The following is a 24,566-nucleotide window of genomic DNA, read 5'->3' as shown; positions in this document are numbered from 1 at the left end:
CAAGACGTCGTCTGGCGATGACATCAAAACGCACTCTGGCAAGCCCCTTGCACATGATGAAGTAACAAAGCAGTTGTTACTTAGATAGTTACTTCACTTAGTTACGTCAACTAATCATGCCGGGGGAATCCATGCCAAAAGAAATCGACAGCACCATCTTCCATACCTACGACGCCGAGCGCGCAGGCCATACCTGCTCCTGCGGCAAGCACGCCAGCCAGACCGCGCACGACGACGAGCAACAGCGCAAGGCAGATGCACAGGCGCAGGTACGTTCTCAGGACGCCGAGGCACTAAGCAACGACGTGGTGGAAGAGTCGGTGATGCGCGCGTTGTTCCCGCAGGCGGCGCAGCGCCGTGACTTCCTGCGTGCGGTCGGCGTCAATACGGCGCGTGCGGCGATCGCCAGCATGTTCCCGCTGGGCGCTTTGCAAGCCATGGCGCAGGAAAAGAACGGTGCGATTGAGAAGAAGGATCTCAAGATCGGCTTCATTGCCATTACCTGTGCTGCGCCGCTGATCATGGCCGATCCGCTCGGTTTCTATAAGAAGCAGGGCCTCAACGTCTCGCTCAACAAGACTGCCGGCTGGGCGTTGATCCGCGACAAGATGATCAACAAGGAGCACGACGCCTCGCACTTCCTGTCGCCGATGCCGCTGGCGATGTCGATGGGCGTGGGCAGCAATCCGGTGCAGATGCGTGTTGCCACCATCCAGAACATTAACGGTCAGGCCATCACGCTGCACGTGAAGCACAAGGACAAGCGCGATCCAAAGCAGTGGAAGGGCTTCAAGCTGGCGGTGCCGTTTGAGTATTCGATGCACAACTTCCTGCTGCGCTACTACCTCGCCGAGAACGGTATCGATCCGGATCGTGACGTGCAGATCCGCGTCACGCCGCCGCCGGAAATGGTGGCCAATCTGCGCGCCGGCAACATCGACGGCTTCCTCGGCCCTGATCCATTCAACCAGCGCGCGGTGTATGACGAAGTCGGTTTCATTCATATCCTGTCGAAGGAAATCTGGGACGGTCACCCTTGCTGCGCCTTTGGTATGTCGGAAGATTTCGTCAAACAAAATCCGAATACCTTTGCCGCCTTGTTCCGCGCAGTGCTGACTGCCGCCGCGATGGCGCGCGATCCGGTCAACCGTTCGCTGGTGGCTAAAGTGATTTCGCCGGCAGCGTATCTCAATCAGCCGGAGACCGTGGTCGAGCAGGTGCTGACCGGTCGCTTCGCCGATGGTCTTGGCAACGTCAAGAATGTGCCGGGCCGTGCTGACTTCGATCCTGTGCCGTGGGATTCGATGGCAGTGTGGATCCTGAGCCAGATGAAGCGCTGGGGCTACGTGAAGGGCGATGTCGACTACAAGGGCATCGCCGAGCGCGTGCTGCTGCTGACCGATGCCAAGAAGTACATGAAGGAACTCGGCCAGCCGGTACCGGACGGCGCGTACCGCAAGTACAAGATCATGGGCAAGGAGTTCGACCCTGCCAAGGCCGACGCCTATGTCAACAGCTTCGCCATCAAGAGGACCACCTGATGAAGCCTGCTTCGCAACTTGCTTGGCGCGCTGCGCTGATTTCGCTGGCGATCTTCGGTTGCCTGCTGCTGGTGTGGCACCTGGCGACGGCGCCGAAGGAGAGTGCGCGTATTGAAGCAGGCTCGGCTTTGTCGTCCTCGTCCTCGGCTGAAGATGAATACGCCAAGCTGATGGGCAAGAGCAGCAGTTCGCCCGTCAAGACCAGTGGTTTCCCCGGGCTGGCGCAGATGGGCGAGACCATGCGCAAGGAGCTGGCCAATCCTTTCTACGACAACGGTCCCAACGACAAGGGTATCGGCATCCAGCTCGGTTATTCGCTGGCGCGGGTCGGGCTGGGGTTTGCGATTGCAGCGCTGGTGGCGATTCCGCTGGGCTTCTTGCTGGGCATGTCGCCGCTGATGCAAAGGGCGCTGAATCCTTTCATCCAGATCCTTAAACCGATCTCGCCGCTGGCGTGGATGCCGCTGGCCTTGTACACGATCAAGGATTCGTCGATCTCGGGGATCTTCGTGATCTTTATCTGCTCGGTCTGGCCGATGCTGATGAATACGGCCTTCGGCGTGGCGTCGGTACGGCGCGACTGGCTCAACGTCGCCAAGACGCTGGAGGTCAAGCCGCTGCGCAAGGCTTTTCTTGTGATCCTGCCGGCAGCGGCGCCGACCATTCTGACCGGCATGCGCATTTCCATGGGGATTGCGTGGCTGGTGATCGTGGCGGCCGAGATGCTGGTCGGCGGCACCGGTATCGGCTACTTCGTCTGGAATGAATGGAACAACCTGTCACTGACCAGCGTTATCTTCGCGATCCTGGTGATCGGTGTGACGGGCATGGTGCTGGATCTGGTGTTTGCGCGTCTGCAAAAGCTGGTTACCTACACTGAATAAGGCAGAACAATGGAAAAAGCATTTCTCACCGTCGACAACCTTAACAAGCGCTATGCCGACGATGCGCCGCCGGTGTTCGACAAGGTGTCGTTCAGCATCGATAAGGGCGAATTCGTTTGTATCATCGGCCACTCGGGCTGTGGCAAGACCACCATCCTGAACGTGTTGGCAGGCCTGGAGGCGCCATCGGGTGGCGTGGTCATCATGGATCAGCGCGAAGTCAAAGGGCCGAGCCTGGATCGCGGCGTCGTGTTTCAGAGCCATGCGCTGATGCCGTGGTTCAGCGTGCTGAGCAACGTCGTCTTCGCGGTGCGTTCGCGCTGGCCGGACTGGTCGCGTGACAAGGCGGAGCAGCATGCACGCCGCTTCATCGAGATGGTCGGTCTCAAAGGCGCGGAACACAAGAAACCGTCCGAGCTGTCCGGTGGCATGAAGCAGCGCGTCGGTATCGCACGCGCGTTTTCCATCGAGCCGAAGATGTTGCTGATGGATGAACCCTTCGGCGCGCTCGATGCGCTGACGCGCGGCGTGGTGCAGGACGAGCTGCTGAAGATTTGCAGCGCCACGCACCAGACCGTGTTCATGATCACGCACGATGTGGACGAGGCGATTCTGCTGGCCGACAAGATCTTCCTGATGTCCAACGGCCCGCACGCGCGCATTGCCGAAGTCGTGGTCAACACCATGCCGAAGACGCGCACGCGTGAAAGCATGCACCACGATCCACAGTTCTATCGTATCCGCAATCATCTGGTCGATTTCCTGGTGCATCGCTCGCGCCGCATTCAGGAGGCGGGCGTGGAGGATGCGGTCACGCGCGTGGTGATGCCCGGGCTGGAGGAGGACAAGCTTGCACAGGCGGTGGCTTAGCAATGACTATTTAGACGTCTGATTTTTACCAACAATTCAATTTTTACAGCAAGGAGAAGCTCATGGATCGCAATCTCGTTACCCAAAAAATCATCGAAGCCAAGGTCAAGAACAAAATGACCTGGTCCAAGATCGCCGAAAGCATCGGCCAAAGCAAAGAGTGGACAACCGCCGCCATGCTTGGCCAGATGACCTTGACCGCCAAGCAGGCAGCCGTCACGCAGGAATTGTTCGGTCTGACCGACGAAGAAACCCTGTGGCTGCAGATCGTGCCGTACAAGGGCTCGTTGCCGACGCCGGTGCCGACCGATCCGCTGATCTATCGCTGGTACGAAATCGTCAGCGTCTACGGCTCGACCATCAAAGAACTGATCCACGAAGAATTCGGCGACGGCATCATGAGCGCGATCGATTTCAAGATGGATATCCAGCGCCAGGCAGATCCTAACGGCGATCGCGTGAATGTCATGTTGAGCGGCAAGTTCCTGCCCTATAAGACTTACTAAACGGTTTTCGCCTTCTCAGGAAGGAGGGCGGTAGAATGCCTTCATGGAAAAAACTACCGCCCCTCGTAAACACTCCGTCAGCGCCATAAGGGCGCGTTTCGTCGCCATCTCCTGGCGTGACCTGGCTGTCAGTTTCGGACCGATGGTCTTGCTGATCATCGTCGGCGTCTGGCTGGCGATCTGGCTGATCCACCCGGCGCCGCCCAAAACCATCACCATCGCTACCGGGCCGGAGCACAGCAATTTCTGGAACGTTGCCGAGCGTTACAAGAAGATTCTTGCGCGTGACGGCGTGACGGTGAAGATCGTGGCGTCGGAAGGTTCGCTCGACAATTTGCATAAGCTGGTCGATTCCGCCAGCGGTGTCGATGTCGCCTTTGTGCAGGGTGGTATCGCCGACAGCGTCAATATTGAAGACCTCGTGTCGCTGGGCAGCGTGTCGTACTCCCCGGTGTCGGTGTTCTATCGCAATGACAAGGTGGTGTCGCGATTGTCCGAGCTGACCGGCAAGAGCATCGCCATCGGTTTGCAAGGCAGCGGCTCGCGCGTGCTGGCGCTGACCTTGCTCAAGGCCAGCGGCATCGAGCCGGGTGGCGCGACGAAGTTGCTCGACATGGGCGGCGACGAAGCAGCGGAAGCGCTGTCCAAGGGCAAGATCGACGTGGCCTTCCTCATGGGCGAGTCGGCGGCGCCGGCGACCATGGGCAAGCTGTTGCGCACATCCGGCATTCGTTTGCTGGATTTCTCGCAGGCGTCTGCTTATACGCGTCGCTTCAGCTATCTCAACGAACTGACGCTGCCGCCGGGTGTGTTCGATTTCCGCCGCAATCTGCCGGATCACACGATCCGCTTGATTGCGCCAACGGCCGAACTGATCGCCCGTGATGATTTGCACCCGGCCTTGTCCGACCTGCTGATCGAAGCGGCGCGCGAAGTGCACGGCAAGGCCAGCGTGTTGCAGAAAGCCGGAGAGTTCCCCGCGCCGCTGGCGCACGAATATCCCATCAGCGACGATGCCACCCGCTATTACAAGTCGGGCAAGAGCTTCTTCTACCGCACGCTGCCGTTCTGGCTGGCGAGCCTGGTGGATAGGACGATGGTGATCTTGCTGCCGATTATTCTGCTGCTGATTCCAGGCGTCAAACTGGTGCCGCTTCTGTATGGCTGGCGCATCCGGTCGCGCATCTATAAATGGTATGGCGCATTGATCTCGCTGGAGCGCGGCGTGACCACCGGAACCAAGGAAGAGCAGGAGCAGATGCTTAAACAGCTCGACGAGATTGAGACCTCGGTCAATCGCATGAAGATGCCGCTGGCCTTTGCGGATCAGTTTTATGTACTGCGCGAGCACATCGGTTTTGTGCGCAGCCGGCTGGAGAGCGGCGCGTAACTGGTCTTGACGGGCAGTTGACGGATTCCGTCCGGATCAGGGTAGAATGACCTGCATTCGGACGAAAATCGAAAAACTTCAAAAATCGTTCGAAAAACAACGGCTTTAAAAACTACTGTTTATTTATACAGTAGTTGTGATACAGTGGAATCTCTTTAACAGAGATAGGAACCACTGCCATGACTCACTTGGATCTCACTTCAGGCGCTCGCTTTGGTCTGGAATCTTCTTCCCCTTCGTCTTTCAGTCTGCGTTTCGGCCGCCGTGAAATGTTCGTCTGCCGCGACTCGTACGTGCGCCGCTATCGCGTCAATCCAGTGATTGAATGCAGCGCCGGTATCGAGCCAGGCCACCTGGAAGTACTGCTGTTCCGCCGCTGGCTGGTCGTGCTGTCGAAGGCGCGTGCTTCACTTAACTAAGCGCCGTCATTTGATTCCACGGATTCACCTGAAGCCGATAAGTCTGCTTCATCCCTCTATGTCCTTTTGCATGATCAAAATGCGAGCAGAGGTGTCGGCAGCTTGTTGTTGGTTATAAATTTTTATTTTTCAAATCCTGACAAAAAGCTGAATTTAAAACAAGAACTATTCTCATTTGTGCTATATTCCGTTCGTCTTTGCAGCCGTCGGACATGGTTTTTTCGATGTTTTCGAAGAAATGCCGAGGGCTGTCAGATAGACTGATCAACCAGCAGAAAGGGATAAGTTCATGTTTTTGCGTACTTTTGTTGCAGGAATGGTGTTGGCGACAACCTCGGTCGGCGCGTTCGCCCAGGAAAAGGTAATCAACCTTTACTCCGCGCGCCACTATCAGACTGACGAAGCCTTGTATGGCAACTTCACCAAGGCAACCGGTATCAAGATCAACCGTGTCGACGCCGATGACGCCGGTATCCTGGCGCGTCTCAAAAGCGAAGGTACTGCAAGTCCAGCCGATGTGATTCTGCTGGTCGACGCCGCCCGTCTGTGGCGCGGTGAGAACGACGGCCTGTTCCAACCGGTGAAGTCCAGTGTGCTGGAATCGCGTATCCCCGCCAATTTGCGCGGCAAGGACGACGGCCAGGGTTCGCAATGGTTCGGTTTTTCGACGCGCGCCCGCGTGATCGTCTACAACAAGCAAAACGTGAAGCCGGAAGACGTCGACACCTACGAGTCGTTGGCCGACCCGAAGAACAAGGGCAAGTTGTGCACCCGTTCCGGCTCGCATCCTTACAATGTGTCGCTGTTTGGCGCACTGTATGAGCACGTTGGCGAAGCCAAGACGGAAGCTATCCTCAAGGGCATGGTCGCCAATATGGCACGCACCCCTGTAGGTGGTGACACCGATCAGATCAAGGCGGTGGCGTCCGGCGAATGCGGCGTGGCGATTTCCAACTCCTACTATGTGGCACGGCTGATGAAGTCGACCAAACCGGAAGACATCGCTATCGTCAGCAAATTTGGCGTGGTCTGGCCGAATCAGAAGAGCTTTGGCGCGCACGTCAATATCGCTGGTGCAGGCGTGGCGAAGCACGCTCCGCACAAGGCTGATGCCGTGAAATTTCTGGAGTATCTGTCCAGCGACGACGCGCAGCGCTATTTCGCCGAAGGCAATAACGAATGGCCTGCAGTCAAAAGCGTGAAGACCGGTAATGCCGCGCTCGACACGTTGGGGCCATTCAAGGCGGAAGTGATCGATGTCGCTGCCACTGGTCGCAATCAACAGAAGGTGCTGCAGATTCTGGATCGCGTCGGCTACAAGTAATCGCAATACGGCTTTCATGTCGTTGCGCTGAAATTGAAAAGCACCGGAAGGTTAAGATCCCCGGTGCTTTTTTACGACCAAAACGAATCAGGTTACGTTATGTGGCGGCGCGTGGAAATGCCACGACGTGATTGACGTCGAGCCGGATGCCGATCGCTTCGCCGATGGCGTGATCGTGATGCGAGGGAACCAGCGACAGCAGCTCAATGCCGTCGTCGAGTTGCAGCGTGTAGAGAAAATCGGCGCCACGGAATGACTTGCGCACGATGCGCGCCTTGAACGGCGACAAGTCGTCATGCACGATGTCATCGGAACGCAGCAAGACATCGAATGGCAGACCGTGTGCGGTTTCGGATTGCAAGCTGTCAAGCATGTGGGCCACGTCGTGTAGTTTGCCCAGCGGGGTGTCCATCGCCGTGACGCCGGAATCGCTGACCAATGCACCAGGCACGAAGATGCCATGGCCGATGAAGTCGGCGACAAAGCGTGTGGCGGGGCGATGGTAGAGCGCGTAAGGCTCGTCCCATTGCTCCAGTCGGCTCTGCTGCATGACGCCGACGACATCGCCGACGGCAAACGCTTCCATCTGGTCGTGCGTCACCATCAACGCGGTGATGCCGGCTTGCTTGAGAATGCGGCGCACGTCCTCGGCCAGTCGTTCGCGCAATTCGACGTCGAGGCTGGAGAAAGGTTCGTCCAACAGCAACAGACGTGGTTGCGGCGCCAACGCGCGGGCGAGGGCGACTCGCTGTTGCTGCCCGCCGGATAACTGATGTGGGAATTTCTCTTCCATGCCGGCCAGGCCGACCAGCTCCAGCATCTCTTGCACGCGCTGGCGGCGTTGTTGTTTGCTGCCATGCTCCTGACGCAAGCCGAAACCGATATTGGCTTCGATGCTGAGATGCGGGAACAGTGCAAAGTCCTGGAATACCATGCCGATGCGGCGTTCTTCGGCGGCGAGGCGAATGCCGGGGCCGTCCAGTACTTGCCCGTCAAGAAGAATGCGACCGGATTGCGGGTGTTCAAGTCCGGCGATGGCGCGCAGCAGCGTCGTCTTGCCGCTGCCGGAGGGGCCGATCAGCACGCCCAGCTGTCCGGCCTGCAATGTCAGGGCAACCGATTGCACCGCGGGCGCAGAGGCGCGCGGATAACTGATGCTGACGTGATCAATTTGCAGGAACATCGTGGGCCTTTGTCGTTACAATTCGCGGGTTGTGAAGAGTGATGAAGCGTTGAGAATCGTCTGCAAGTGTAGCGCATCGTTGTCGGTGCTTGCCGATATTCGGTGCTGTTGTATCTCTTTTTGTATTCTCTTTTTTGCCTGTTTTTTATCGGCTCATTTATGTATTTCATCGGTCTGATTGCCTTACTGATTTCCCTGCCCATCCTCGGCATCGCGGGTGCATGGTTGCACCTGGATGCCGCCGGCATTGATGCGATCAGGCAGCAGGTGCAGACCGTCTTGCCGGGATATCTGGCGACCTCAGGCTGGCTGGCGCTGTTCGTCACCGCAGGTGTCATTCTGGTCGGCGCCGCGACGGCGGTGGCGATCAGCTTGTTCGAGTTTCGCGGCAAACGTTTTCTGTCGTGGGCTTTGCTGCTGCCGATGGCGATGCCGGCGTATGTTTCCGCGTACGCATACACCGATTTTTTGCAGTATGCCGGCATGGTGCAAAGTAGCCTGCGCGATATGTTTCCTGGATTCCGCATCGATGTGCGTAGTTTGTCGGGCGCGATTTTTCTGTTCGTCTTTACGCTGTATCCCTACGCTTATCTGTTGGCACGCAATGCCTTGAGTGAGCGCGGCGTGCATCTGATGGAAGCCGCGCGCTTGCTTGGCACGCCGCCGCATGAGCGCATCTATAGAGTGGCATTGCCGTTGGCGCGTCCGGCACTGATGGCTGGCGCTGCGCTGGCATTGATGGAGACGCTGGCGGATTACGGCGTGAGCGCCTATTTCGGCCTGACCACGTTCACAACCGGTATTTACAAAGCATGGATGGTGATGGATGACCGCATCGCCGCGGCGCAGTATGCGTCCTTGCTGTTGCTGTTTGTCGCCGTGCTGCTTTGGCTGGAGCGTCGCGAACAGCAGCGCATGCGGTTCTCTTCGGTGCGCGGCAATCGTCACGGTGGTAACGGTGATGGCGGTGCAGAGTCGCGCCTGCCGCAATTGCATGGCGTCAAAGCGGTCGCCGCGTGGCTGGTGTGCGCGACGCCGATCGTGCTGGGTTTCGTCTTGCCCATGCTGATATTGTTGCAACTGATGTGGCGCGAGAGCGAGATGTCGCTGGCGACCAATCTGCTTCGCTATGCGGGCTGGACCTGGAACAGCTTCCGCTTTGGCGGTATTGCGGCGGCGATTGCAATCGTGCTGGCGCTGGCTTTGTGCTTCGCACAGCGTGCCGGTGATCTGCCTCGTTTCAAATACGGATTTTTGCGCGTGGTCGCACGTATTGCCTCGATGGGCTACGCGATTCCCGGGTCGGTGATCGCCATTGGTATTCTGTTGCCGATTGCATGGCTGCAGGCGGTGTTTCCAGGCAGCATGGCGGGCGTCTGGTTGACGGCAACCTCGCTCGGCGTGATTTACGCGTATCTGGTACGCTTTACGGCCGTTGCGGTGCAGTCGGTGGAAGCCGGCTACACACGTATCCCGCTGAGTTTCGACGAAGCGGCGCGCACCATGGGAACATCGCGCCGCCGCATCGTGCAAAAGCTGCATATGCCTTTGCTGTGGCGTTCGCTGGCAACGGCCGCACTGATGGTGTTTGTCGATGTGGTGAAAGAGTTACCGGCAACGCTGCTGCTGCGTCCTTTCAACACCGATACGCTGGCAGTCATTGCGCACAACCTGGCACGCGACGAGCGTCTTGGTGAAGCGGCATTGCCGGCATTGAGCATTGTTGTGGTTGGCCTGATCCCGGTGCTGTTGGTCACGCGGGCATTAAATAATCGATAAGGGGATTTATGCAAAACTGCCCCAGCGTCGTTATGCCTCCTAGTCGTACAGTTGTACTGCCTTCGTCGGCACGCCTAGCTGGGACAATTTTGCATAAATCCTGAATGAGATGAGGAAAACATGAGCCAATACGATTACGATCTGTTCACCATCGGCGGCGGTTCCGGTGGCGTGCGCGCCAGCCGGTTTGCGTCGCAATACGGTGCACGCGTGGCGATTGCCGAGAGCAAGAATCTTGGCGGCACCTGCGTCAACGTCGGCTGCATCCCCAAAAAACTGATGTCGTACAGCGCACATTTTCATGACGATTTTGCCGATGCCGCCGGCTTCGGCTGGACAGTGGGCGAGAGCAGATTTGACTGGCAGGCGCTGATCGCCAGCAAGGACAAGGAAATCGCTCGCCTCAATGGTATCTATCGCAAGATTCTTGATGGCGCCAAGGTCGACATCGTCGAAGGCTACGCCACCGTCGAAGACGCTCACACCGTCGTCGTCAACGGCAAGCGCTACACTGCGGCGCACATTCTGGTCGCCACCGGTGGCCATCCGACCGTGCCGGATATTCCTGGCAAGGAACTTGGCATTGTGTCCGACGATTTCTTCCACCTGACCGCGTTGCCCAAGCGTGCAGTGGTGTTGGGCGGCGGTTATATCGCCGTGGAGCTGGCATCCATCCTTAATGGTCTGGGCAGCGACGTTACTCTTGTCTATCGCGGCAAGCATCTGCTGCGCGGCATGGACAGCGAGCTGGGCGTTTTTCTGGCTGAAGAGATGCGCAAGAAGGGCATGAAGATTTTGTTTGAAAACAATATCGAAGCGCTGAAGGCCGTGGGCGACGCCAAGCAGGTCACGCTGAGCGACGGCGCCACGATCGACGCCGACTGCGTGCTATTCGCGACCGGCCGTCATGCCAACACCGCCGGCATCGGCCTGGAAAAAGCGGGTGTTGTGCTGACCGACAAGGGCGCGGTTAAAGTCGATGACAATTTTATCTCCAGCGTTCCTTCTATCCATGCTATCGGCGACGTTATCGACCGCGTTGCGTTGACGCCGGTTGCACTGGCAGAGGGTATGGTCGTTGCTGCGCGCCTGTTCAACAAGGGCGGGAAGGAAATGTCTTACGCCAATATCCCGACTGCCGTGTTCAGCCATCCCAACGTCGGCACGGTCGGCCTGAGTGAGGAGGATGCGCGCAAGCAGGTTGGCGAGCTGCGTATTTTCAAATCAGAATTCAAGGCGCTCAAGCACACCCTTAGTGGCAACAGCGAACGTACTTTCATGAAGCTGGTCGTGGATGCGAAAAGCGACCGCGTGCTTGGTGTGCACATGGTCGGCGCGGATGCCGGCGAGATTGTGCAGGGCTTTGCGGTAGCGTTGCAATGCGGCGCCACCAAAGCGCAGTTCGACGCAACAATCGGGATTCATCCGACGTCGGCGGAAGAATTTGTCACGATGCGTACGCCGGTGGCATAAGCCTTCTGAAGGTCTCCGCCGCAGCAGAGACCTGGACGGTCTCTGCAAGCGTCTGGCGGTTAGCGCTTAGCGGGACAGGCTGTAGCCGATCCTGAACTGCGGCGTCGACTTCTGGTTATATGTCAGCAAGCTCTCGCCGTAGCCGTAGAAATAACTCGCCATCAGATAACCGGCGGTGCCGGAAATCAGCCTTGACAGGGGATAGGACAACGTCGAATCTGCGCTGCCGGTATTGCTGCGGGTGCCCTTGCGCAGTGTGGTCGAGAATTCCACTCCATCCGGCTTGCCGACTGCCAGTTTTAAATCCGCATGGCCGCGATATTGGCCGATATCGGGATTGTCCGACAGCGGGCCAAGGTAGGTGTAGATCTTCGGCGAGATGCGGAATTGGTAGTCGTTGAGATTGCCGAAGGTGAGCGTCGGTTGTACGAAGAAGATATTCAGGCCGCGAGATTGCGGACCATCGCGGCCGTTTGACTCATGTTCCAGACCGCTCGCAATGGAGACGCGGCTCAGTATGCTGTTATGGATGCCGACGTCCGGCAGATAGTAATACAGGCTTGGCCGGTAGTTGGTGTCGCGGAAGGGCGATGACGGGCTTTGCAGATCCCACAGCGAGAACTGGGTATAGCCGAAATACAGATTGTCGATCAGCCCGCGCGAGCGCATGTCGTCAGGCTGGAAGAGGCGGAACTTGAAACTCAGCTGGAACTTGGCGTTGCGATTGCCACCGCTGTTGCCCGCTGCAAGATACATCGGTTCGTTGAACGACAGGCGTGGGATGTTGATCAGGTCCTCGGCTGCCGGTGCGATGCCGATAGGACTGGTACTGGCGCCGGGGGTGATAACGGAAGCAGACGGGGTTGCTGCGCCACCCTCGACGCTGGTAGCCGTCGCCGCGACACTGGCATCGGCCACCTGTTCGTTACCGGGCTTGGCGCGGACGATGGCAACCAGCACCGGCGAAGCATCAACGCCGACGGTTTCGATACGTACGACGCCACGCAGGTATTTGGGCAACTCGGCGCTGTAGCTGACTTTGCGGAATTCGCCGCGTTGCAGGGTGAATTGGCCGGGGCCGTCGCCATTGCGTTTCAAATGCACCTGGACCGGTGGTGTCATGTCGGCCGATGCCGCAATCACCAGATCATCAGGCAAAGCGTAAGCCTGCGACGCTTGTTCGTCTTCGCTGACCATGAGTGTCAGGACAAACGGTTTGTTGCCGTCAATGACTTTAGGTGGTTGCAGGACGGAGATGCCGGCAATTGCACTCTGCGTGATAGTTAAAGCACCTGCGGCAAGCAGTGCTCGTTGCAAGGTGTGCAATGTAATTGGAGAAAGTTGTTTCCATAACGGCAAATGGGGGGCGGGAGGCTTCTTTGTCATTGTTGATCTTTTTTGTCGATTTAATATGGATTGATAAGCGAACATCAGCCATATGGAGTAATTTCGATAAGGAAAGTTGCTCGAATCCGACGATTCATACGTTGAAGTATGTAAAGGGTGCCGTTTTGAGGGTTTCTTCAAATTAGAACGGTCGTTCTGCGGGATAATGTGGATAAGCTATCCAAATAGTTACGCAAAAAGTTGTTTTTTAGTCAGTTTTCCCATCTCATCATGTTATCCGCTTCTTACGATAGTTTGCTCGTTGCCGTGTCCCTGCTGGTCGCAGTTCTGGCCTCTTATACAGCCTTGGACATGACCGAACGGATCAACTCGACGCGCGATTATGCCGGCCGCTCCTGGCTGATCGGTGGTGCGGTGGCGATGGGTATTGGTATCTGGTCGATGCATTTCGTCGGCATGCTGGCTTTCCGCCTGCCTATTGATCTCGGGTATGACCCCTGGATTACCTTCCTCTCTTTATTGATCGCTGTCGCGGTCTCCGGCTTTGCGCTCTGGATTGTGAGCCGTCCGGAACTGCCGATGCGCCGTCTGCTCAACAGTGCATTGGCAATGGGCTTGGGCATCGCCGCCATGCATTACACCGGCATGGCGGCGATGTTGATGAATCCCGCCATCCATTACGATCCGTGGTGGTTTGCAGCATCGATACTTATCGCTGTGGGAGCATCTGCTGCAGCGTTGTGGATCGCATTCCATCTGCGCAAGAACACGCCTCACGTCAAATTTGCTCGCGCCGGTGCGGCAGTGGTGATGGGTATCGCCATCGTCGGTATGCACTATTCCGGGATGGCGGCCGCCAATTTTCCTGGCGACAGCATCTGCCTCGCGGTAAGGGATGGGGTAAGCCCCGGCTGGCTGGCGATTTTGATTATTGTGGTGACGCTGGCGGTATTGACGATCGCTTTGCTGACGTCGTTGCTCGATGCGCGCCTGGAGTCGCGCACGGCCAAGCTGGCGCGCTCATTGGCCGAAGCCAACGAAGAATTGACACAACTGGTGTTGCACGACAATCTGACCAAACTGCCGAATCGCACTCTGCTGGAAGACCGGCTGAATCAGGCCATCAACAAGGCGTCACGCGAGCAGGGGCATTTCGCCTTGATGTTTTGCGATCTGGATGGTTTCAAGGCGATCAACGATTCGCTCGGTCATCATGTCGGCGATTTGCTGCTGGTGGAAGTCGCCAAGCGCATCTGTTCGGTCATGCGAGCACAGGATACCGTCGCGCGTCTGGGCGGCGACGAGTTCGTCATGCTGGTGGAGCTGAAAGAACCCGACGATGCAATGACGATTGCAGACAAGCTGGTGAACATCGTCAACGAAAGTTTCCACGTCCAGAAACACGACCTGCGCGTGTCGGCCAGCATCGGTATCGCCATCTATCCGGAAGACGGCAACAACCGCCATGATCTGGTCGTCAATGCCGATGCCGCGATGTATCACACCAAGCGTGCCGGGCGGAATGGCTATCACTTCTTTGAAGCGTCGATGAATGTCAACGCGCACAACCAGCTGCAATGGCTGCAAGATCTGCGCATGGCGCTGGAACGCAAGGAATTCGTGCTGCACTACCAGCCCAAATTCAATTCGCCGAGTGGACCGGTGCTAGGCGCTGAGGCGCTCTTGCGCTGGCAGCATCCCACGCATGGACTGGTCGGGCCGGATGAGTTCATTGGCCTGGCGGAACGCTCGGGCCTGATCGTGCCGATCGGCGAGTGGGTCTTGAATGAAGCCTGTCGCCAGATGAAGGTATGGTTCGACATGGGGCACCAAGACTGGACCATCGCTGTCAATTTATCAGCCTTGCAGTTTGCGCATGCTGATCTGATTGACCTGGTCAAAGATACCCTGTCACGTCATGGCTTGCCGGCGCGTTGCCTGACGCTGGAGGTCACTGAATCGACCGCCATGCACGACGCGGAAAACAGCCTGAAAACCTTGCAAAAGATTTCTGATCTGGGCGTCGATATCTCCATCGACGATTTTGGCACCGGCTATTCCAGCTTGCTGTACTTGAAGCGTTTGCCTGCCAATGAACTGAAGATTGATCGCGGCTTTGTGCGCGACCTCTCGGATGGCAACGACGATGCAGCGATCATTTCCGCTATCGTGGCGCTGGGCCGTACATTGAACTTGCGCATCGTCGCGGAAGGTGTCGAAACCACAAAACAACAGGATTTTCTGACCTCGGTTGGCTGCGATGCGTTGCAAGGCTACCTGATGGGGCGTCCAATGACGCCGGAGAAATTCCTGGAAGCGACCTCCAATCTGCAAAACAGCGTCGTTCAACCCCTCTGATCGTTCTTGGATTATTGGCTGTGCAGCCTTCGCTGCTCAGTCTCCCTTCATCGTCCTCATCTTCCATTTCATCACTTGCCGGCACCGGGATAGCATCCCGGATGCTGCGATGCGGTCGTGCCTGACGGCTGTTGCCGGTTGTCAATGCAAGCTCTGCAAGCCACGAACAGACGTGGCACTCAATCGCTGTTCCCCGAATTCAATCCTCTTTGTTGGGATCATTATGGGCAGTAGGTGCTAGAGAGTTGTTAATAAAAAATTAATATTGCCTGTCTTTAATGAATGTCAGGAGGGGAAATGAACATCATCGGAAATATGAAGATCGGCAAGCGTCTGGGGTTGGGGTTTGCAGTGATTTTGGGCTTGTCCATCGTGATTGCCGGCATCGGCGTATGGCGTTTGCAAAGCGTCGCCAAGGCGACGCAGTCCATGATGGACATACCGCTGGCCAAGGAGCGCATGATCGGCGACTGGTATCGGCACACGTATGCGGGGATTCGCCGAACAACCGCGGTCGCCAAGAGTTCGGATCCGGCGCTGAGCGCCTTCTTCAAGCCGGAAACCGATGAAGCCACGCGCATCTCGGGCGAGTTGCAAAAGAAGATTTTCGAGTTGATCTCCAACGATCAGGAAAAGCAGCTCTATGAAAAAATCATGGCGCTGCGTAAAGTGTATCTGGCCACGCGTGACGTGATTTACAAGGCCAAAGCCGAGCCCAATCCGGATCCGGTGATGATCGCCGCCGCGCTGGAAAAGGATTTCATGCCGGCGGCAAAGCTGTATCAGACGGAAGTAGAAAACCTGCTTGAACTGCAGCGTAAAACCATCAACGAACTCAATCAGCATGTCTCGGAAATCGCCTCGGAAAGCGCCAACCTGCTGATCGTGCTGGAAGTGCTGGTGCTGGCAATGGGGGTGATCTGCGCCTGGTATCTGACGACCGGCATCACGCGTCCGCTCAATACCGCGGTCGGCATTTCACGCCGCGTCGCTGAAGGCGATCTGTCTGGCGAAATCACGGTTGGCACCAAGGACGAAACCGGCCAGTTGCTGCAGGCGCTCAAGGACATGAATGTCAGCCTGCGCAACATTGTCGGCAATGTGCGTACCGGCACCGACACGATTGCCACTGCATCGAGCCAGATCGCCAGCGGTAATCTGGATTTGTCTGCGCGTACCGAGCAACAGGCCGGCTCACTGGAGGAAACCGCCTCCGCGATGGAAGAGCTGACCTCGACCGTCAAGCAAAACGCCGACAACGCGCGCCAGGCCAATCAACTGGCCGTATCGGCATCGGAAGTCGCGGTTCAGGGCGGCAGCGTCGTCGGCCAGGTGATTGCCACCATGAGCTCGATCAACGACTCGTCGAAGAAGATCGTCGACATCATCAGCGTCATCGACGGCATTGCTTTCCAGACCAATATTCTGGCCTTGAACGCTGCGGTGGAAGCTGCCCGAGCCGGCGAACAGGGACGTGGCTTCGCAGTGGTTGCGAGCGAAGTGCGCAGTCTGGCGCAACGTTCTGCGGCAGCGGCGAAGGAGATCAAATCGCTCATCGATGATTCTGTGGAAAAAGTCGGTACCGGCAGCAAACTGGTGGAGCAGGCCGGATCGACCATGGAAGAAGTCGTAGCCAGCGTCAAGCGCGTGACCGACATCGTCGGCGAGATCAGTTCGGCCAGCCAAGAACAAAGCACCGGCATCGAAGAGGTCAATCGCGCCATCACCCTGATGGACGAAAGCACTCAGCAAAATGCGGCGCTGGTGGAACAAGCCGCCGCGGCTGCGCAGTCCATGCAAGAGCAGGCCGGCAAGCTGGCTCAGCTCGTCAGCGTGTTCAATATAACCAGTACCGGCAGCCTTGGTGCGCCGGGGGCATCAAATTCGCGTCGCACGATTGATATCAATCCTGCGCCACGTCTGGAGTAATCGGGGAAGAGCGGGGAAGAGCGGGAAACTTCGGGGGAAGGGGAGCCAGGCCGTCGTTGTTGCAGTGATTGACTGCACAGCGGCGGCCTGCTTTTTCAGGCAGGGCATTCCGCCTGATATTGGTCATTCACGCGCGAACTCTTGCGGCGCGCTTTTTCCAGATTTTTTATAGTGGCGGTGCGTACGTCGTCATCCGCCCACTTCTTGCGTTGCGCCAGTTGGGCGCATTTCCGCTTCTGTTTGTCTTCCACCAGTTTGGCGCGGGCGGCTTCACGCTCGGCTTTTTGTTGTGCCTTGATTTGCTGTTTATCAGTCTTCGTGCGCTCGCGCGCCAGCCGCTGTGATTCGGTCTTGTTTTGGACGGCTTGGGGCGGTGAGATACCGGTGTTTCCTTTGCTGGTGTCGACATTGATCGTTTTCGCGTTGGTGCAGGCGGCGTCGCTATAGGTCACTTTTCCATCCGCTTCACACTTGTAGATTGCCCATGCCGGCGTGGCGACGAACAGGCTCAGGGACAGGGTGGCGGAAAGCCAAAGAGGTGAGGCGTGCTGCATAGGCAAAACTCCGAGAGAAGGCGCGGTCAGATGACTTTTCCTGGATTCATCAACGAATGAGGATCCAGCGCCTGTTTGATGGTGCGCATCAGCTGTAGTTCTACCGGAGATTTATAACGCAGGATTTCTTCGCGTTTGAGTGCGCCCAAACCGTGTTCTGCCGAGATCGAGCCGCCGAATTTATCGACGCTGTCGTGCACCGTGCGATTGATCTTTTCTTGTTGAGCGATGAAGTCGATGTCTTTCACACCTTCCGGTGGCGACACGTTGTAATGCAGGTTGCCGTCGCCGAGATGGCCAAAGGTCACCATCCGGCAGCCCGGTGAAGTCTCCTGCACCAGCACATCGGTGACGCGAATGAATTCTCCGATGCGTGAGATCGGAACCGAGATGTCGTGCTTGATGTTCTTGCCCTCATGCGCCTGCGCCATCGAAATATGTTCGCGCAATTGCCATAGCGTTTTCGATTGTGCGATCGATGTTGCGATGACGGCATCGTCAATCAGTTCTTGCTCCAGCGCCTCGCCGATGACGGCTTCAAACATGTCGGCGGCGTGGGCCTCCGACTCACTGTCCGACAACTCCAACAGGACGTATTGCGCATGCGGCTTGTCGAACGGCGCGCGATGCGGCGGAAAATGTTTGGCTACCAGTTGCAGGCAAAAATCCGACATTAATTCGAAGCCGGTCAGCGCCGCGCCACAGCGTGCCTGCGCCAGGCTCAGCAGACGCAATGCGTGCTCCGGCGTGCGCAATGCAGCGAGCGCAGTGACCTGCGCCTTCGGTTGCGGAAAAAGTTTGATCACGGCGGCGGTGATGATGCCCAGCGTGCCTTCCGCGCCGATGAAGAGGTCGCGCAGGTCGTAGCCGGTGTTGTCTTTGCGCAGGCCGCGCAGGCTGCTCATGACATCGCCTTGCGCGGTCACGACTTCGACGCCTAGACAGAGTTCGCGCGTATTGCCGTAGCGTAGAACGCCTGTGCCACCGGCATTGGTCGACAGGTTGCCGCCGATGGTGCAGCTGCCTTCGGCCGCCAGCGACAACGGGAATAGGCGCTGCTCAGCGGCGGCGGCTTGCTGGATGTTCTGCAGGATGCAGCCGGCCTCCACCGTCATGGTGTTGTTGATCGGATCGATTGCGCGAATGCGATTGAGCCGCGTCAGCGATAGCAGCACCGCGTTACCTTTCGTGTCGGGCACGCTGCCGAGCACCAGACCGGTATTGCCGCCTTGCGGCACGATCGGAACAAGGTGCTGATGGCATAGCTTGACGATGGCCGCGACTTCTTCGGTGCTGCCGGGTTTGAGTACCGCCAGTGCCTTGCCGGTAAAGCGTCCGCGCTGATCGGTGAGATAGCCGCTGGTATCGGCGTCTTCTGTCAGGACATAAGCAGCGCCGATGGTGGCGCGGCAGGCTTGCAGGAATGTTTCCGGTGATGCTGCCGTCATGGCGACCCTCAGAGAATTATTGCGAGGCCTTTTGAATGGCCTGACGTGCGATTTCCTTGGCTGCTTTCTTATACGGGTGCAGGTAGAGGATGGCGCACAGGAAATAGATGCAGCTCAGGGCGACTTCGACCCAGCCCAGCGTCACCGACATGGCGACACGGTCGCTGGTGGCGCGCACGATGCCTTCGGTGAAATACAGCAGGATCAGCATCGAGGACCATTGCATGGTATAGACGTCTCGCTTGAGTACGCCACGCAGCGGGAACAGCAAGGGAATCACTTTCAGCACCATCCACGACCCGCCCGGCCGCAAGGGCGCCAGCACCAGTTCCCAGGCAACGCACAGGACAATCAGCGCCACCAGACTGATAGCAGCACCAAGATGGAAAAAGCGAAATCGTTGCGAGCTCATTCAAGTCTCCTGCAATTTGATGGCGTTCTGTGCGAGGCGCCGGCCCAGTGCAATGGCCAGCGCACGCGTATCGTCCGAAATCGCCTGGTTACCGTTGACGCCGGCCCAGTGGCTGGCGCCGTAGGGCGTCCCCCCGGTGCTGGTGCTCATCAGCTCAGGCTGGGTGTAGGGCAGGCCCATGATCAGCATGCCGTGATGCAGCAAGGGAATCATCATCGACAGCAGCGTCGACTCCTGGCCGCCGTGCATGCTGCCGGTAGAGGTGAAGACGCAGGCCGGTTTGCCGGCCAGTGCGCCGGACAACCACTGCGGCGCAGTACCGTCCCAGAAGTATTTCATCGCGGAAGCCATGTTGCCGAAGCGCGTCGGCGAACCAAGCGCCAGACCGGCGCATTGCGCCAGGTCTTGCAGTTCGACGTAGGGCGCGCCTTCTTTCGGCACGTCTGGTTCGGTGGCTTCTGTTACGGTAGAGACCGCCGGCACGGTGCGCAGGCGCGCGTCGCAGCCGGGCACGCTTTCCACACCCTGGGCGATCAATTCGGCCAGTTTGCGGGTGGAGCCGTGTCTCGAGTAATAAAGGACTAGTATCGTTGTATTAGTTATGTTCGCCATGTTGGTATTATAGGGGCCTTTAATTCTCAGTTGCTACCGCTGGAATGCTCGCGTTTGCTCGTTAAGTCTCCGGTGCATGATAGGTCCTTTTGCAGACTCCGTTCGATCGTTCTGCAGCGTCCGTCATGATTTTGATTGCCTCATTTTGCTTACTTTTTTTAAACCTATGCAGGGCTTGTCTCGTACCCAGTTGCGTGATTTGTTCCGATTTGCCGTCAAACGGCTGAGCGACGACCGCTTGCCGCAAGTGGCTGGCAGCCTGACGTTTACCACGATCCTGTCGCTGGTGCCGCTGTTGACGATTGCGCTGGCAATCTTTACGGCGTTTCCGCTGTTCAGTACTTTCCGCTCGGCGCTGGAGGCGTATTTCGTCCAGAACCTGATGCCCAAGGGCGTGGCCAATACCATTCTCGGTTACCTCAACCAGTTCTCGTCAAAGTCGGCGCGCCTGTCGGCGGTCGGCGGTGTGGCGCTGATTTTGACCTCGGTGCTGACGATGGCGACCATCGACCGCGTGTTCAATCAGATCTGGCGCGTCAAGAAGTCCCGCCCGCTGCTGCAACGTATCCTGGTCTACTGGGCCATCATCACGCTCGGCCCGCTGCTGATCGGCGTCTCGATCAGTGTGACGTCTTATCTGTATTCCGCGACCAACGGCGTAGTCACCAGCGTGCCATTCATCGGGGCGAGCTTTTATACCTTGATCTCGGTGCTGCTGACGACCAGCGCATTTACCTTGCTGTACATCGCCGTGCCTAATCAATGGGTGGATTGGCGCGATGCTGTCTGGGGCGGTTTGCTGGCAGGCGTGGCGGTCGAAATCGCCAAGCGCCTGTTTGCTTCCTACGTCATGAAATTCCCGACCTACACCATGGTGTACGGGGCGGTGGCGGCCTTGCCGATCTTCCTGTTGTGGATCTATATGCTGTGGATGATCACGCTGGTGGGCGCGTTGCTGACGGCTGCTTTGCCGATCGTGCGCTATGAGCGCTGGTGGCATGTCGCTTCGCCCGGCAGTGAATTCGTCGACGCGATGAAGGTGTTGAAAATTTTGCACGAGGCTCGCGCCAACGGCGAATCGGCGACAGTGGACGTGGCTATATTGCGCGCGCATACGCACATGGGGTTGGAAGAGTTACAGAACCTGCTGCAAAGAATGCTGGACGCGGGCTGGGTCGGTTCACTCAAAAGTGAGGCCCCGAAGAAATCAGCCTGGAACAAACGCCTCGTGGATGGACTGGATCGCTGGACCTTGCTCATCAATCCTGAGTTTTTGAAGTTGGTCGATGTATACCGCCTGTTTGTATTCGATACCGCCGCGCATGTCGATGAAGATCGCTCACTGGTCAATCGCGTGGATGGCGCCGTCGCAGCGGTGTTGGATCAGACGCTGGAATCCTATTTTTCAGAAGTCCATGACGGCCCTGACTTGCGAGAAGTAAGTCAGGTCGGGATGATCGCCGGTCGCTAGACCCGTCAGAACGAAATCTGACCGGTCAGCAATTGCCAATACATCACCCAGTCCCCCATGAAGGAATACAGGGGATGGCGGAATGTCGCCGGCCGGTTTTTCTCGAACTTGAAATGGCCGACCCAGGCAAAGCCATAGCCAGATAGTGCTGCGGCAAGCAACCACCATAAATTGTGCGTTAGCAGCATCATGGCCAGGCACAGCAGCGCCAGTGTGGAGCCAACGAAATGCAGCTGACGGCACGTACGGTTGGAATGCTCTCCGAGATAAGTAAGATAGAACTCCTCAAAGCTGGCGTACTTTTCATGTTGCAGAACGGTAGGCATGCTTGTCTCCTTGATCTTGTTATTTCAGAGTAGGCCGTCTACGGGGCGTAATCAATGAAAAAATTTCATTTTTAATATGGAATGGTGATTGTAGGCAGACGCCAAACCTCGTACCATGGAGAAACCGCCACCGGTTTGTAGATTTTTGCCCACGCATGGGCTACATTCCCGATAAGGCCACAATAACTTAAGGATGACACCATGAAAGTCTCTGAAATTCTTAAAGTCAAAGGCAACATTCTCTTCACCGTTACCCCCGACACGCCAATTGCGGAAGCCGTAAGTGCGATGGCTGAGAAAGACATTGGCTCGCTGGTGGTCATGGAATTCGGTGAACTGGTCGGTATGCTGACTTTCCGCGAGGTGTTGAAGACGCTTCAGGAAAACGCCGGATCCGTCGGCACCAATACCGTGCGCAAGCACATGGACGACCATCCGATCACGGTCACTCCTGACACCGACCTCAATGAAGTGCGCCGCATCATGTTGGAAAAGCATGCGCGCTATGTGCCGGTAATGGACGCCAAGACGCTGCTGGGCGTGATGTCTTTTTATGACGTCGCCAAGGCAGTGCTGGATGCGCAGGGCTTTGAGAACAAAATGCTCAAGGCATACATCCGCGACTGGCCGACCGAGGAAGAAAATAGCTGAAATAGCTGAAACAAACATCGGCAGCGTCCCTGCTGTATTGTTGAAACAGGGTACGCCGCTTATCCGAGAAACCGTTCATGTCGTCATGAACGGTTTTTTGTTATCCGAACGGCGTCTTTTTTAACCGATTCGTCCCACTTGCCCATTCTGCTCGCTCCATGAGTCAATCCAATCAGTTTTCCCTGCTCGGTCAGCGTCGTTTTGCTCCCTTTTTCTGGACCCAATTCCTCGGCGCACTCAATGACAACGTTTTCAAGACGGCCTTACTGACCATTCTCACCTACGATGCATTGAGCTGGACCACGCTGGACACCGGTCTGCTCAATAACCTGATTCCGGGTTTGTTCATCCTGCCGTTTTTTCTGTTTTCAGCGACCGCAGGGCAGTTGGCCGACAAGATGGAAAAAGGCCGTCTCGCGCGCTACGTCAAGTTGCTGGAAATCGTCATCATGGGAATCGCGGCCTATGGCTGGATGACGCATCACCTCTGGCTGCTGGTGGTGGCGGTGGCGGGCATGGGTATCCATTCGACCATCTTTGGTCCGGTGAAGTATGCCTATTTGCCGCAACAGCTGAAGCCACAGGAACTGGTCGGCGGCAATGGCGTCATCGAAATGGGCACCTTTGTCGGCATTTTGCTGGGCGAGGTATTGGGCGCCGTGCTCGTAGTGCAAAAGCCATTTGGACTGGAGACCATCGCCTTTGTAACCATCGGTTTTGCAATTTTAGGATGGCTCACCAGTCTTGCCATTCCGCTGTCGCCGGCGCCTGCGCCAGAGTTGAAGATCAACTGGAACCCATTCTCGGAAATGGTGCGCAATCTCGGTTTTTCGCGTCGTAATCGTCCTGTTTTCTTGTCGATACTCGGTAACTCCTGGTTCTGGTTTTACGGCGCGATCGTGCTGGCGCAATTTCCTCTGTATGCGAAGAATTACCTGCACGGCGATCACAGCGTTTTTGTGTTGCTGCTGATGGTGTTTTCGGTCGGGATCGGCGTTGGTTCGCTGCTGTGTGAAAGGCTGTCCGGTCACAAGGTTGAAATCGGGCTGGTGCCTTTTGGTGCCATCGGCCTGTCTGTGTTTGGTCTGGAATTGTATTTCGCCAGTGTCAGTTACAGCGCAACGGCAGCGGTCGATATGAGCGGCTTTATCGCTCAGCACGGCAGCCTGCGTATTTTGTTCGACTGCCTGATGATCGGCGTGTTTGGCGGCTTGTATATCGTGCCGCTGTTTGCGCTGATTCAGACGCGCTGCGATCCGCAACACGTCTCGCGCACCATTGCCGGCATGAATATCATGAACTCGCTGTTCATGGTGGTCGCGGCTTTGCTGGCGATGGTGCTGCTGCGCTCGGGTTTCACGATTCCACAGATTTTCCTCGTCACGGCGATTCTGAACGCCATTGTGGCGACCTATATTTTCTCGCTGGTGCCCGAATTCCTGATGCGTTTCCTGGCGTGGATGCTGATCCACACCATCCATCGTGTGCGTACCGTCAATGCCAACCTGATCCCCAAGGATGGTGCAGCGGTGCTGGTGTGCAATCACGTCAGCTACGTTGACGCCATCGTGATCATGGCGGCCAGCCCGCGCCCGATCCGCTTTGTCATGGATCACCGCATCTTCAAGACGCCGGTACTGTCGTGGATTTTCCGTACGGCCAAGGCGATTCCCATCGCTCCGGCCAAGGAAGATCCATGGCTGATGGAGAAGGCTTATATCGACATTGCCCAAGCCTTGCATGAAGGCGATCTGGTTTGCATCTTTCCGGAGGGCAAGTTGACCAGCACCGGTGAGATCAATGAGTTCAAGGGTGGCATCAAGAAGATCATCGACCGCACGCCGGTACAGGTATTTCCGATGGCCTTGCGCGGATTGTGGGGCAGCCTGCTGACGCGCGGCAGCGGCAATCCTTTCCATCGGTCCTTCAAGCGAGGCTTGTTTTCGAAACTGGAGCTGGCGGTAGGCGAGCCGATTGCGGCGGAACTGGCTACGCCGGAATACTTGCAGCAGCGCGTGAGCGAGTTGCGCGGCGAGTGGAAATAGTCACTGGGCCGGTCTGGTAAAATCACATCTTCAGATCATTAAAA

At 57.1% G+C, this 24,566-nt stretch carries 21 protein-coding genes; 14 read left to right on the top strand and 7 right to left on the bottom strand.

Annotated features, from left to right (window positions below):
• Nucleotides 1-131: 131 nt before the first annotated feature.
• From hmeg3_RS17375 to hmeg3_RS17345, 7 genes are all read left to right on the top strand, one after another.
• Entirely contained in the window at nucleotides 132-1,541 is a 1,410-nt protein-coding gene (locus tag hmeg3_RS17375) for a CmpA/NrtA family ABC transporter substrate-binding protein (RefSeq protein WP_094564837.1), read from the top strand.
• A complete protein-coding gene (ntrB, locus tag hmeg3_RS17370; protein ID WP_094564836.1) occupies nucleotides 1,541-2,425 on the top strand; it encodes a nitrate ABC transporter permease in 885 nt (294 codons plus the stop codon). Before hmeg3_RS17375 ends, ntrB begins: the two co-directional genes overlap by 1 nt.
• A gap of 9 nt (nucleotides 2,426-2,434) precedes the next feature.
• Complete coding sequence (locus hmeg3_RS17365) at nucleotides 2,435-3,295, top strand: ABC transporter ATP-binding protein (RefSeq protein WP_094564835.1); 861 nt, start codon at nucleotides 2,435-2,437, stop codon at nucleotides 3,293-3,295.
• Between the two features lie 62 nt (nucleotides 3,296-3,357).
• The gene (gene cynS, locus hmeg3_RS17360) at nucleotides 3,358-3,801 is read left to right on the top strand and encodes a cyanase (RefSeq protein WP_094564834.1); all 444 of its coding nucleotides are present in this window, start codon (nucleotides 3,358-3,360) and stop codon (nucleotides 3,799-3,801) included.
• A 43-nt stretch (nucleotides 3,802-3,844) separates the two neighbouring features.
• Nucleotides 3,845-5,191, top strand: a complete 1,347-nt coding sequence (locus hmeg3_RS17355) for a TAXI family TRAP transporter solute-binding subunit (protein WP_094564833.1) — start codon at nucleotides 3,845-3,847, stop codon at nucleotides 5,189-5,191.
• A 179-nt stretch (nucleotides 5,192-5,370) separates the two neighbouring features.
• Nucleotides 5,371-5,610, top strand: a complete 240-nt coding sequence (locus tag hmeg3_RS17350; RefSeq protein WP_094564832.1) for a hypothetical protein — start codon at nucleotides 5,371-5,373, stop codon at nucleotides 5,608-5,610.
• Nucleotides 5,611-5,899: 289 nt separating this feature from the next.
• The gene (locus tag hmeg3_RS17345) at nucleotides 5,900-6,934 is read left to right on the top strand and encodes a Fe(3+) ABC transporter substrate-binding protein (protein WP_094564831.1); all 1,035 of its coding nucleotides are present in this window, start codon (nucleotides 5,900-5,902) and stop codon (nucleotides 6,932-6,934) included.
• 97 nt (nucleotides 6,935-7,031) lie between these two features.
• On the opposite strand, the gene hmeg3_RS17340 is transcribed toward hmeg3_RS17345, so the two are convergent.
• Nucleotides 7,032-8,117, bottom strand: coding sequence for an ABC transporter ATP-binding protein (locus hmeg3_RS17340; protein WP_094564830.1), 1,086 nt, complete (start codon nucleotides 8,115-8,117; stop codon nucleotides 7,032-7,034).
• A gap of 159 nt (nucleotides 8,118-8,276) precedes the next feature.
• Between hmeg3_RS17340 and hmeg3_RS17335 the strand changes: the two genes are divergently transcribed.
• Both hmeg3_RS17335 and gorA read left to right on the top strand, forming a co-directional pair.
• Nucleotides 8,277-9,896 (top strand): iron ABC transporter permease, encoded by a 1,620-nt coding sequence (locus hmeg3_RS17335; RefSeq protein WP_094564829.1) that lies wholly within the window; start codon nucleotides 8,277-8,279, stop codon nucleotides 9,894-9,896.
• Nucleotides 9,897-10,016: 120 nt separating this feature from the next.
• Nucleotides 10,017-11,369 carry a glutathione-disulfide reductase gene (gene gorA / locus hmeg3_RS17330; RefSeq protein ID WP_094564828.1) on the top strand — a complete coding sequence of 451 codons (1,353 nt, stop codon included), beginning with the start codon at nucleotides 10,017-10,019 and terminating at the stop codon, nucleotides 11,367-11,369.
• Between the two features lie 66 nt (nucleotides 11,370-11,435).
• On the opposite strand, the gene hmeg3_RS17325 is transcribed toward gorA, so the two are convergent.
• Nucleotides 11,436-12,686: a phospholipase A gene (locus tag hmeg3_RS17325; protein WP_369828834.1), complete on the bottom strand. Its 1,251-nt coding sequence runs from the start codon at nucleotides 12,684-12,686 to the stop codon at nucleotides 11,436-11,438.
• Between the two features lie 300 nt (nucleotides 12,687-12,986).
• Here hmeg3_RS17325 and hmeg3_RS17320 point away from each other — a divergent pair, with 300 nt between their 5' ends.
• Together hmeg3_RS17320 and hmeg3_RS17315 are read left to right on the top strand one after the other, a co-directional pair.
• A complete protein-coding gene (locus hmeg3_RS17320; protein ID WP_094564826.1) occupies nucleotides 12,987-15,074 on the top strand; it encodes a bifunctional diguanylate cyclase/phosphodiesterase in 2,088 nt (695 codons plus the stop codon).
• Nucleotides 15,075-15,371: 297 nt separating this feature from the next.
• Complete coding sequence (locus tag hmeg3_RS17315; RefSeq protein WP_094564825.1) at nucleotides 15,372-17,003, top strand: methyl-accepting chemotaxis protein; 1,632 nt, start codon at nucleotides 15,372-15,374, stop codon at nucleotides 17,001-17,003.
• Nucleotides 17,004-17,098: 95 nt separating this feature from the next.
• Here the strand turns inward: hmeg3_RS17315 and hmeg3_RS17310 are convergent, their stop codons facing one another.
• From hmeg3_RS17310 to wrbA, 4 genes are read right to left on the bottom strand one after another with little or no spacing between them, the layout of a single operon-like run.
• Nucleotides 17,099-17,557: a DUF4124 domain-containing protein gene (locus hmeg3_RS17310; protein WP_094564824.1), complete on the bottom strand. Its 459-nt coding sequence runs from the start codon at nucleotides 17,555-17,557 to the stop codon at nucleotides 17,099-17,101.
• A 26-nt stretch (nucleotides 17,558-17,583) separates the two neighbouring features.
• Nucleotides 17,584-19,005 carry an FAD-binding oxidoreductase gene (locus hmeg3_RS17305; protein WP_094564823.1) on the bottom strand — a complete coding sequence of 474 codons (1,422 nt, stop codon included), beginning with the start codon at nucleotides 19,003-19,005 and terminating at the stop codon, nucleotides 17,584-17,586.
• Between the two features lie 16 nt (nucleotides 19,006-19,021).
• Nucleotides 19,022-19,417 (bottom strand): DUF2069 domain-containing protein, encoded by a 396-nt coding sequence (locus hmeg3_RS17300; protein WP_094564822.1) that lies wholly within the window; start codon nucleotides 19,415-19,417, stop codon nucleotides 19,022-19,024.
• The gene (gene wrbA, locus hmeg3_RS17295; RefSeq protein ID WP_094564821.1) at nucleotides 19,418-20,029 is read right to left on the bottom strand and encodes an NAD(P)H:quinone oxidoreductase; all 612 of its coding nucleotides are present in this window, start codon (nucleotides 20,027-20,029) and stop codon (nucleotides 19,418-19,420) included. It lies immediately after the preceding gene.
• Nucleotides 20,030-20,195: 166 nt separating this feature from the next.
• Here wrbA and hmeg3_RS17290 point away from each other — a divergent pair, with 166 nt between their 5' ends.
• Nucleotides 20,196-21,500: a YihY family inner membrane protein gene (locus tag hmeg3_RS17290; RefSeq protein WP_094564820.1), complete on the top strand. Its 1,305-nt coding sequence runs from the start codon at nucleotides 20,196-20,198 to the stop codon at nucleotides 21,498-21,500.
• Nucleotides 21,501-21,505: 5 nt separating this feature from the next.
• Here the strand turns inward: hmeg3_RS17290 and hmeg3_RS17285 are convergent, their stop codons facing one another.
• Nucleotides 21,506-21,826, bottom strand: coding sequence for an Mpo1-like protein (locus tag hmeg3_RS17285; RefSeq protein WP_094564819.1), 321 nt, complete (start codon nucleotides 21,824-21,826; stop codon nucleotides 21,506-21,508).
• 201 nt (nucleotides 21,827-22,027) lie between these two features.
• Between hmeg3_RS17285 and hmeg3_RS17280 the strand changes: the two genes are divergently transcribed.
• Together hmeg3_RS17280 and hmeg3_RS17275 are read left to right on the top strand one after the other, a co-directional pair.
• The gene (locus hmeg3_RS17280; protein ID WP_094564818.1) at nucleotides 22,028-22,477 is read left to right on the top strand and encodes a CBS domain-containing protein; all 450 of its coding nucleotides are present in this window, start codon (nucleotides 22,028-22,030) and stop codon (nucleotides 22,475-22,477) included.
• 158 nt (nucleotides 22,478-22,635) lie between these two features.
• Complete coding sequence (locus tag hmeg3_RS17275; protein WP_094564817.1) at nucleotides 22,636-24,522, top strand: MFS transporter; 1,887 nt, start codon at nucleotides 22,636-22,638, stop codon at nucleotides 24,520-24,522.
• Nucleotides 24,523-24,566 lie beyond the last annotated feature (44 nt).

Source organism: Herbaspirillum sp. meg3 (genome assembly GCF_002257565.1).
GTDB lineage: Bacteria > Pseudomonadota > Gammaproteobacteria > Burkholderiales > Burkholderiaceae_D > Herbaspirillum.
Note: the sequence above shows the minus strand (reverse complement) of the source record. Positions and strands in the feature narration are given on the sequence as shown.

Bases quoted from the DNA above. Each gene is read 5' to 3' on its own strand.
- hmeg3_RS17375 (WP_094564837.1), top strand. From the start codon at position 132: ATGCCAAAAGAAATCGACAGCACCATCTTCCATACCTACGACGCCGAG.
- ntrB (WP_094564836.1), top strand. From the start codon at position 1,541: ATGAAGCCTGCTTCGCAACTTGCTTGGCGCGCTGCGCTGATTTCGCTG.
- hmeg3_RS17365 (WP_094564835.1), top strand. From the start codon at position 2,435: ATGGAAAAAGCATTTCTCACCGTCGACAACCTTAACAAGCGCTATGCC.
- cynS (WP_094564834.1), top strand. From the start codon at position 3,358: ATGGATCGCAATCTCGTTACCCAAAAAATCATCGAAGCCAAGGTCAAG.
- hmeg3_RS17355 (WP_094564833.1), top strand. From the start codon at position 3,845: ATGGAAAAAACTACCGCCCCTCGTAAACACTCCGTCAGCGCCATAAGG.
- hmeg3_RS17350 (WP_094564832.1), top strand. From the start codon at position 5,371: ATGACTCACTTGGATCTCACTTCAGGCGCTCGCTTTGGTCTGGAATCT.
- hmeg3_RS17345 (WP_094564831.1), top strand. From the start codon at position 5,900: ATGTTTTTGCGTACTTTTGTTGCAGGAATGGTGTTGGCGACAACCTCG.
- hmeg3_RS17340 (WP_094564830.1), bottom strand. From the start codon at position 8,117: ATGTTCCTGCAAATTGATCACGTCAGCATCAGTTATCCGCGCGCCTCT.
- hmeg3_RS17335 (WP_094564829.1), top strand. From the start codon at position 8,277: ATGTATTTCATCGGTCTGATTGCCTTACTGATTTCCCTGCCCATCCTC.
- gorA (WP_094564828.1), top strand. From the start codon at position 10,017: ATGAGCCAATACGATTACGATCTGTTCACCATCGGCGGCGGTTCCGGT.
- hmeg3_RS17320 (WP_094564826.1), top strand. From the start codon at position 12,987: ATGTTATCCGCTTCTTACGATAGTTTGCTCGTTGCCGTGTCCCTGCTG.
- hmeg3_RS17315 (WP_094564825.1), top strand. From the start codon at position 15,372: ATGAACATCATCGGAAATATGAAGATCGGCAAGCGTCTGGGGTTGGGG.
- hmeg3_RS17310 (WP_094564824.1), bottom strand. From the start codon at position 17,557: ATGCAGCACGCCTCACCTCTTTGGCTTTCCGCCACCCTGTCCCTGAGC.
- hmeg3_RS17305 (WP_094564823.1), bottom strand. From the start codon at position 19,005: ATGACGGCAGCATCACCGGAAACATTCCTGCAAGCCTGCCGCGCCACC.
- hmeg3_RS17300 (WP_094564822.1), bottom strand. From the start codon at position 19,417: ATGAGCTCGCAACGATTTCGCTTTTTCCATCTTGGTGCTGCTATCAGT.
- wrbA (WP_094564821.1), bottom strand. From the start codon at position 20,029: ATGGCGAACATAACTAATACAACGATACTAGTCCTTTATTACTCGAGA.
- hmeg3_RS17290 (WP_094564820.1), top strand. From the start codon at position 20,196: ATGCAGGGCTTGTCTCGTACCCAGTTGCGTGATTTGTTCCGATTTGCC.
- hmeg3_RS17285 (WP_094564819.1), bottom strand. From the start codon at position 21,826: ATGCCTACCGTTCTGCAACATGAAAAGTACGCCAGCTTTGAGGAGTTC.
- hmeg3_RS17280 (WP_094564818.1), top strand. From the start codon at position 22,028: ATGAAAGTCTCTGAAATTCTTAAAGTCAAAGGCAACATTCTCTTCACC.
- hmeg3_RS17275 (WP_094564817.1), top strand. From the start codon at position 22,636: ATGAGTCAATCCAATCAGTTTTCCCTGCTCGGTCAGCGTCGTTTTGCT.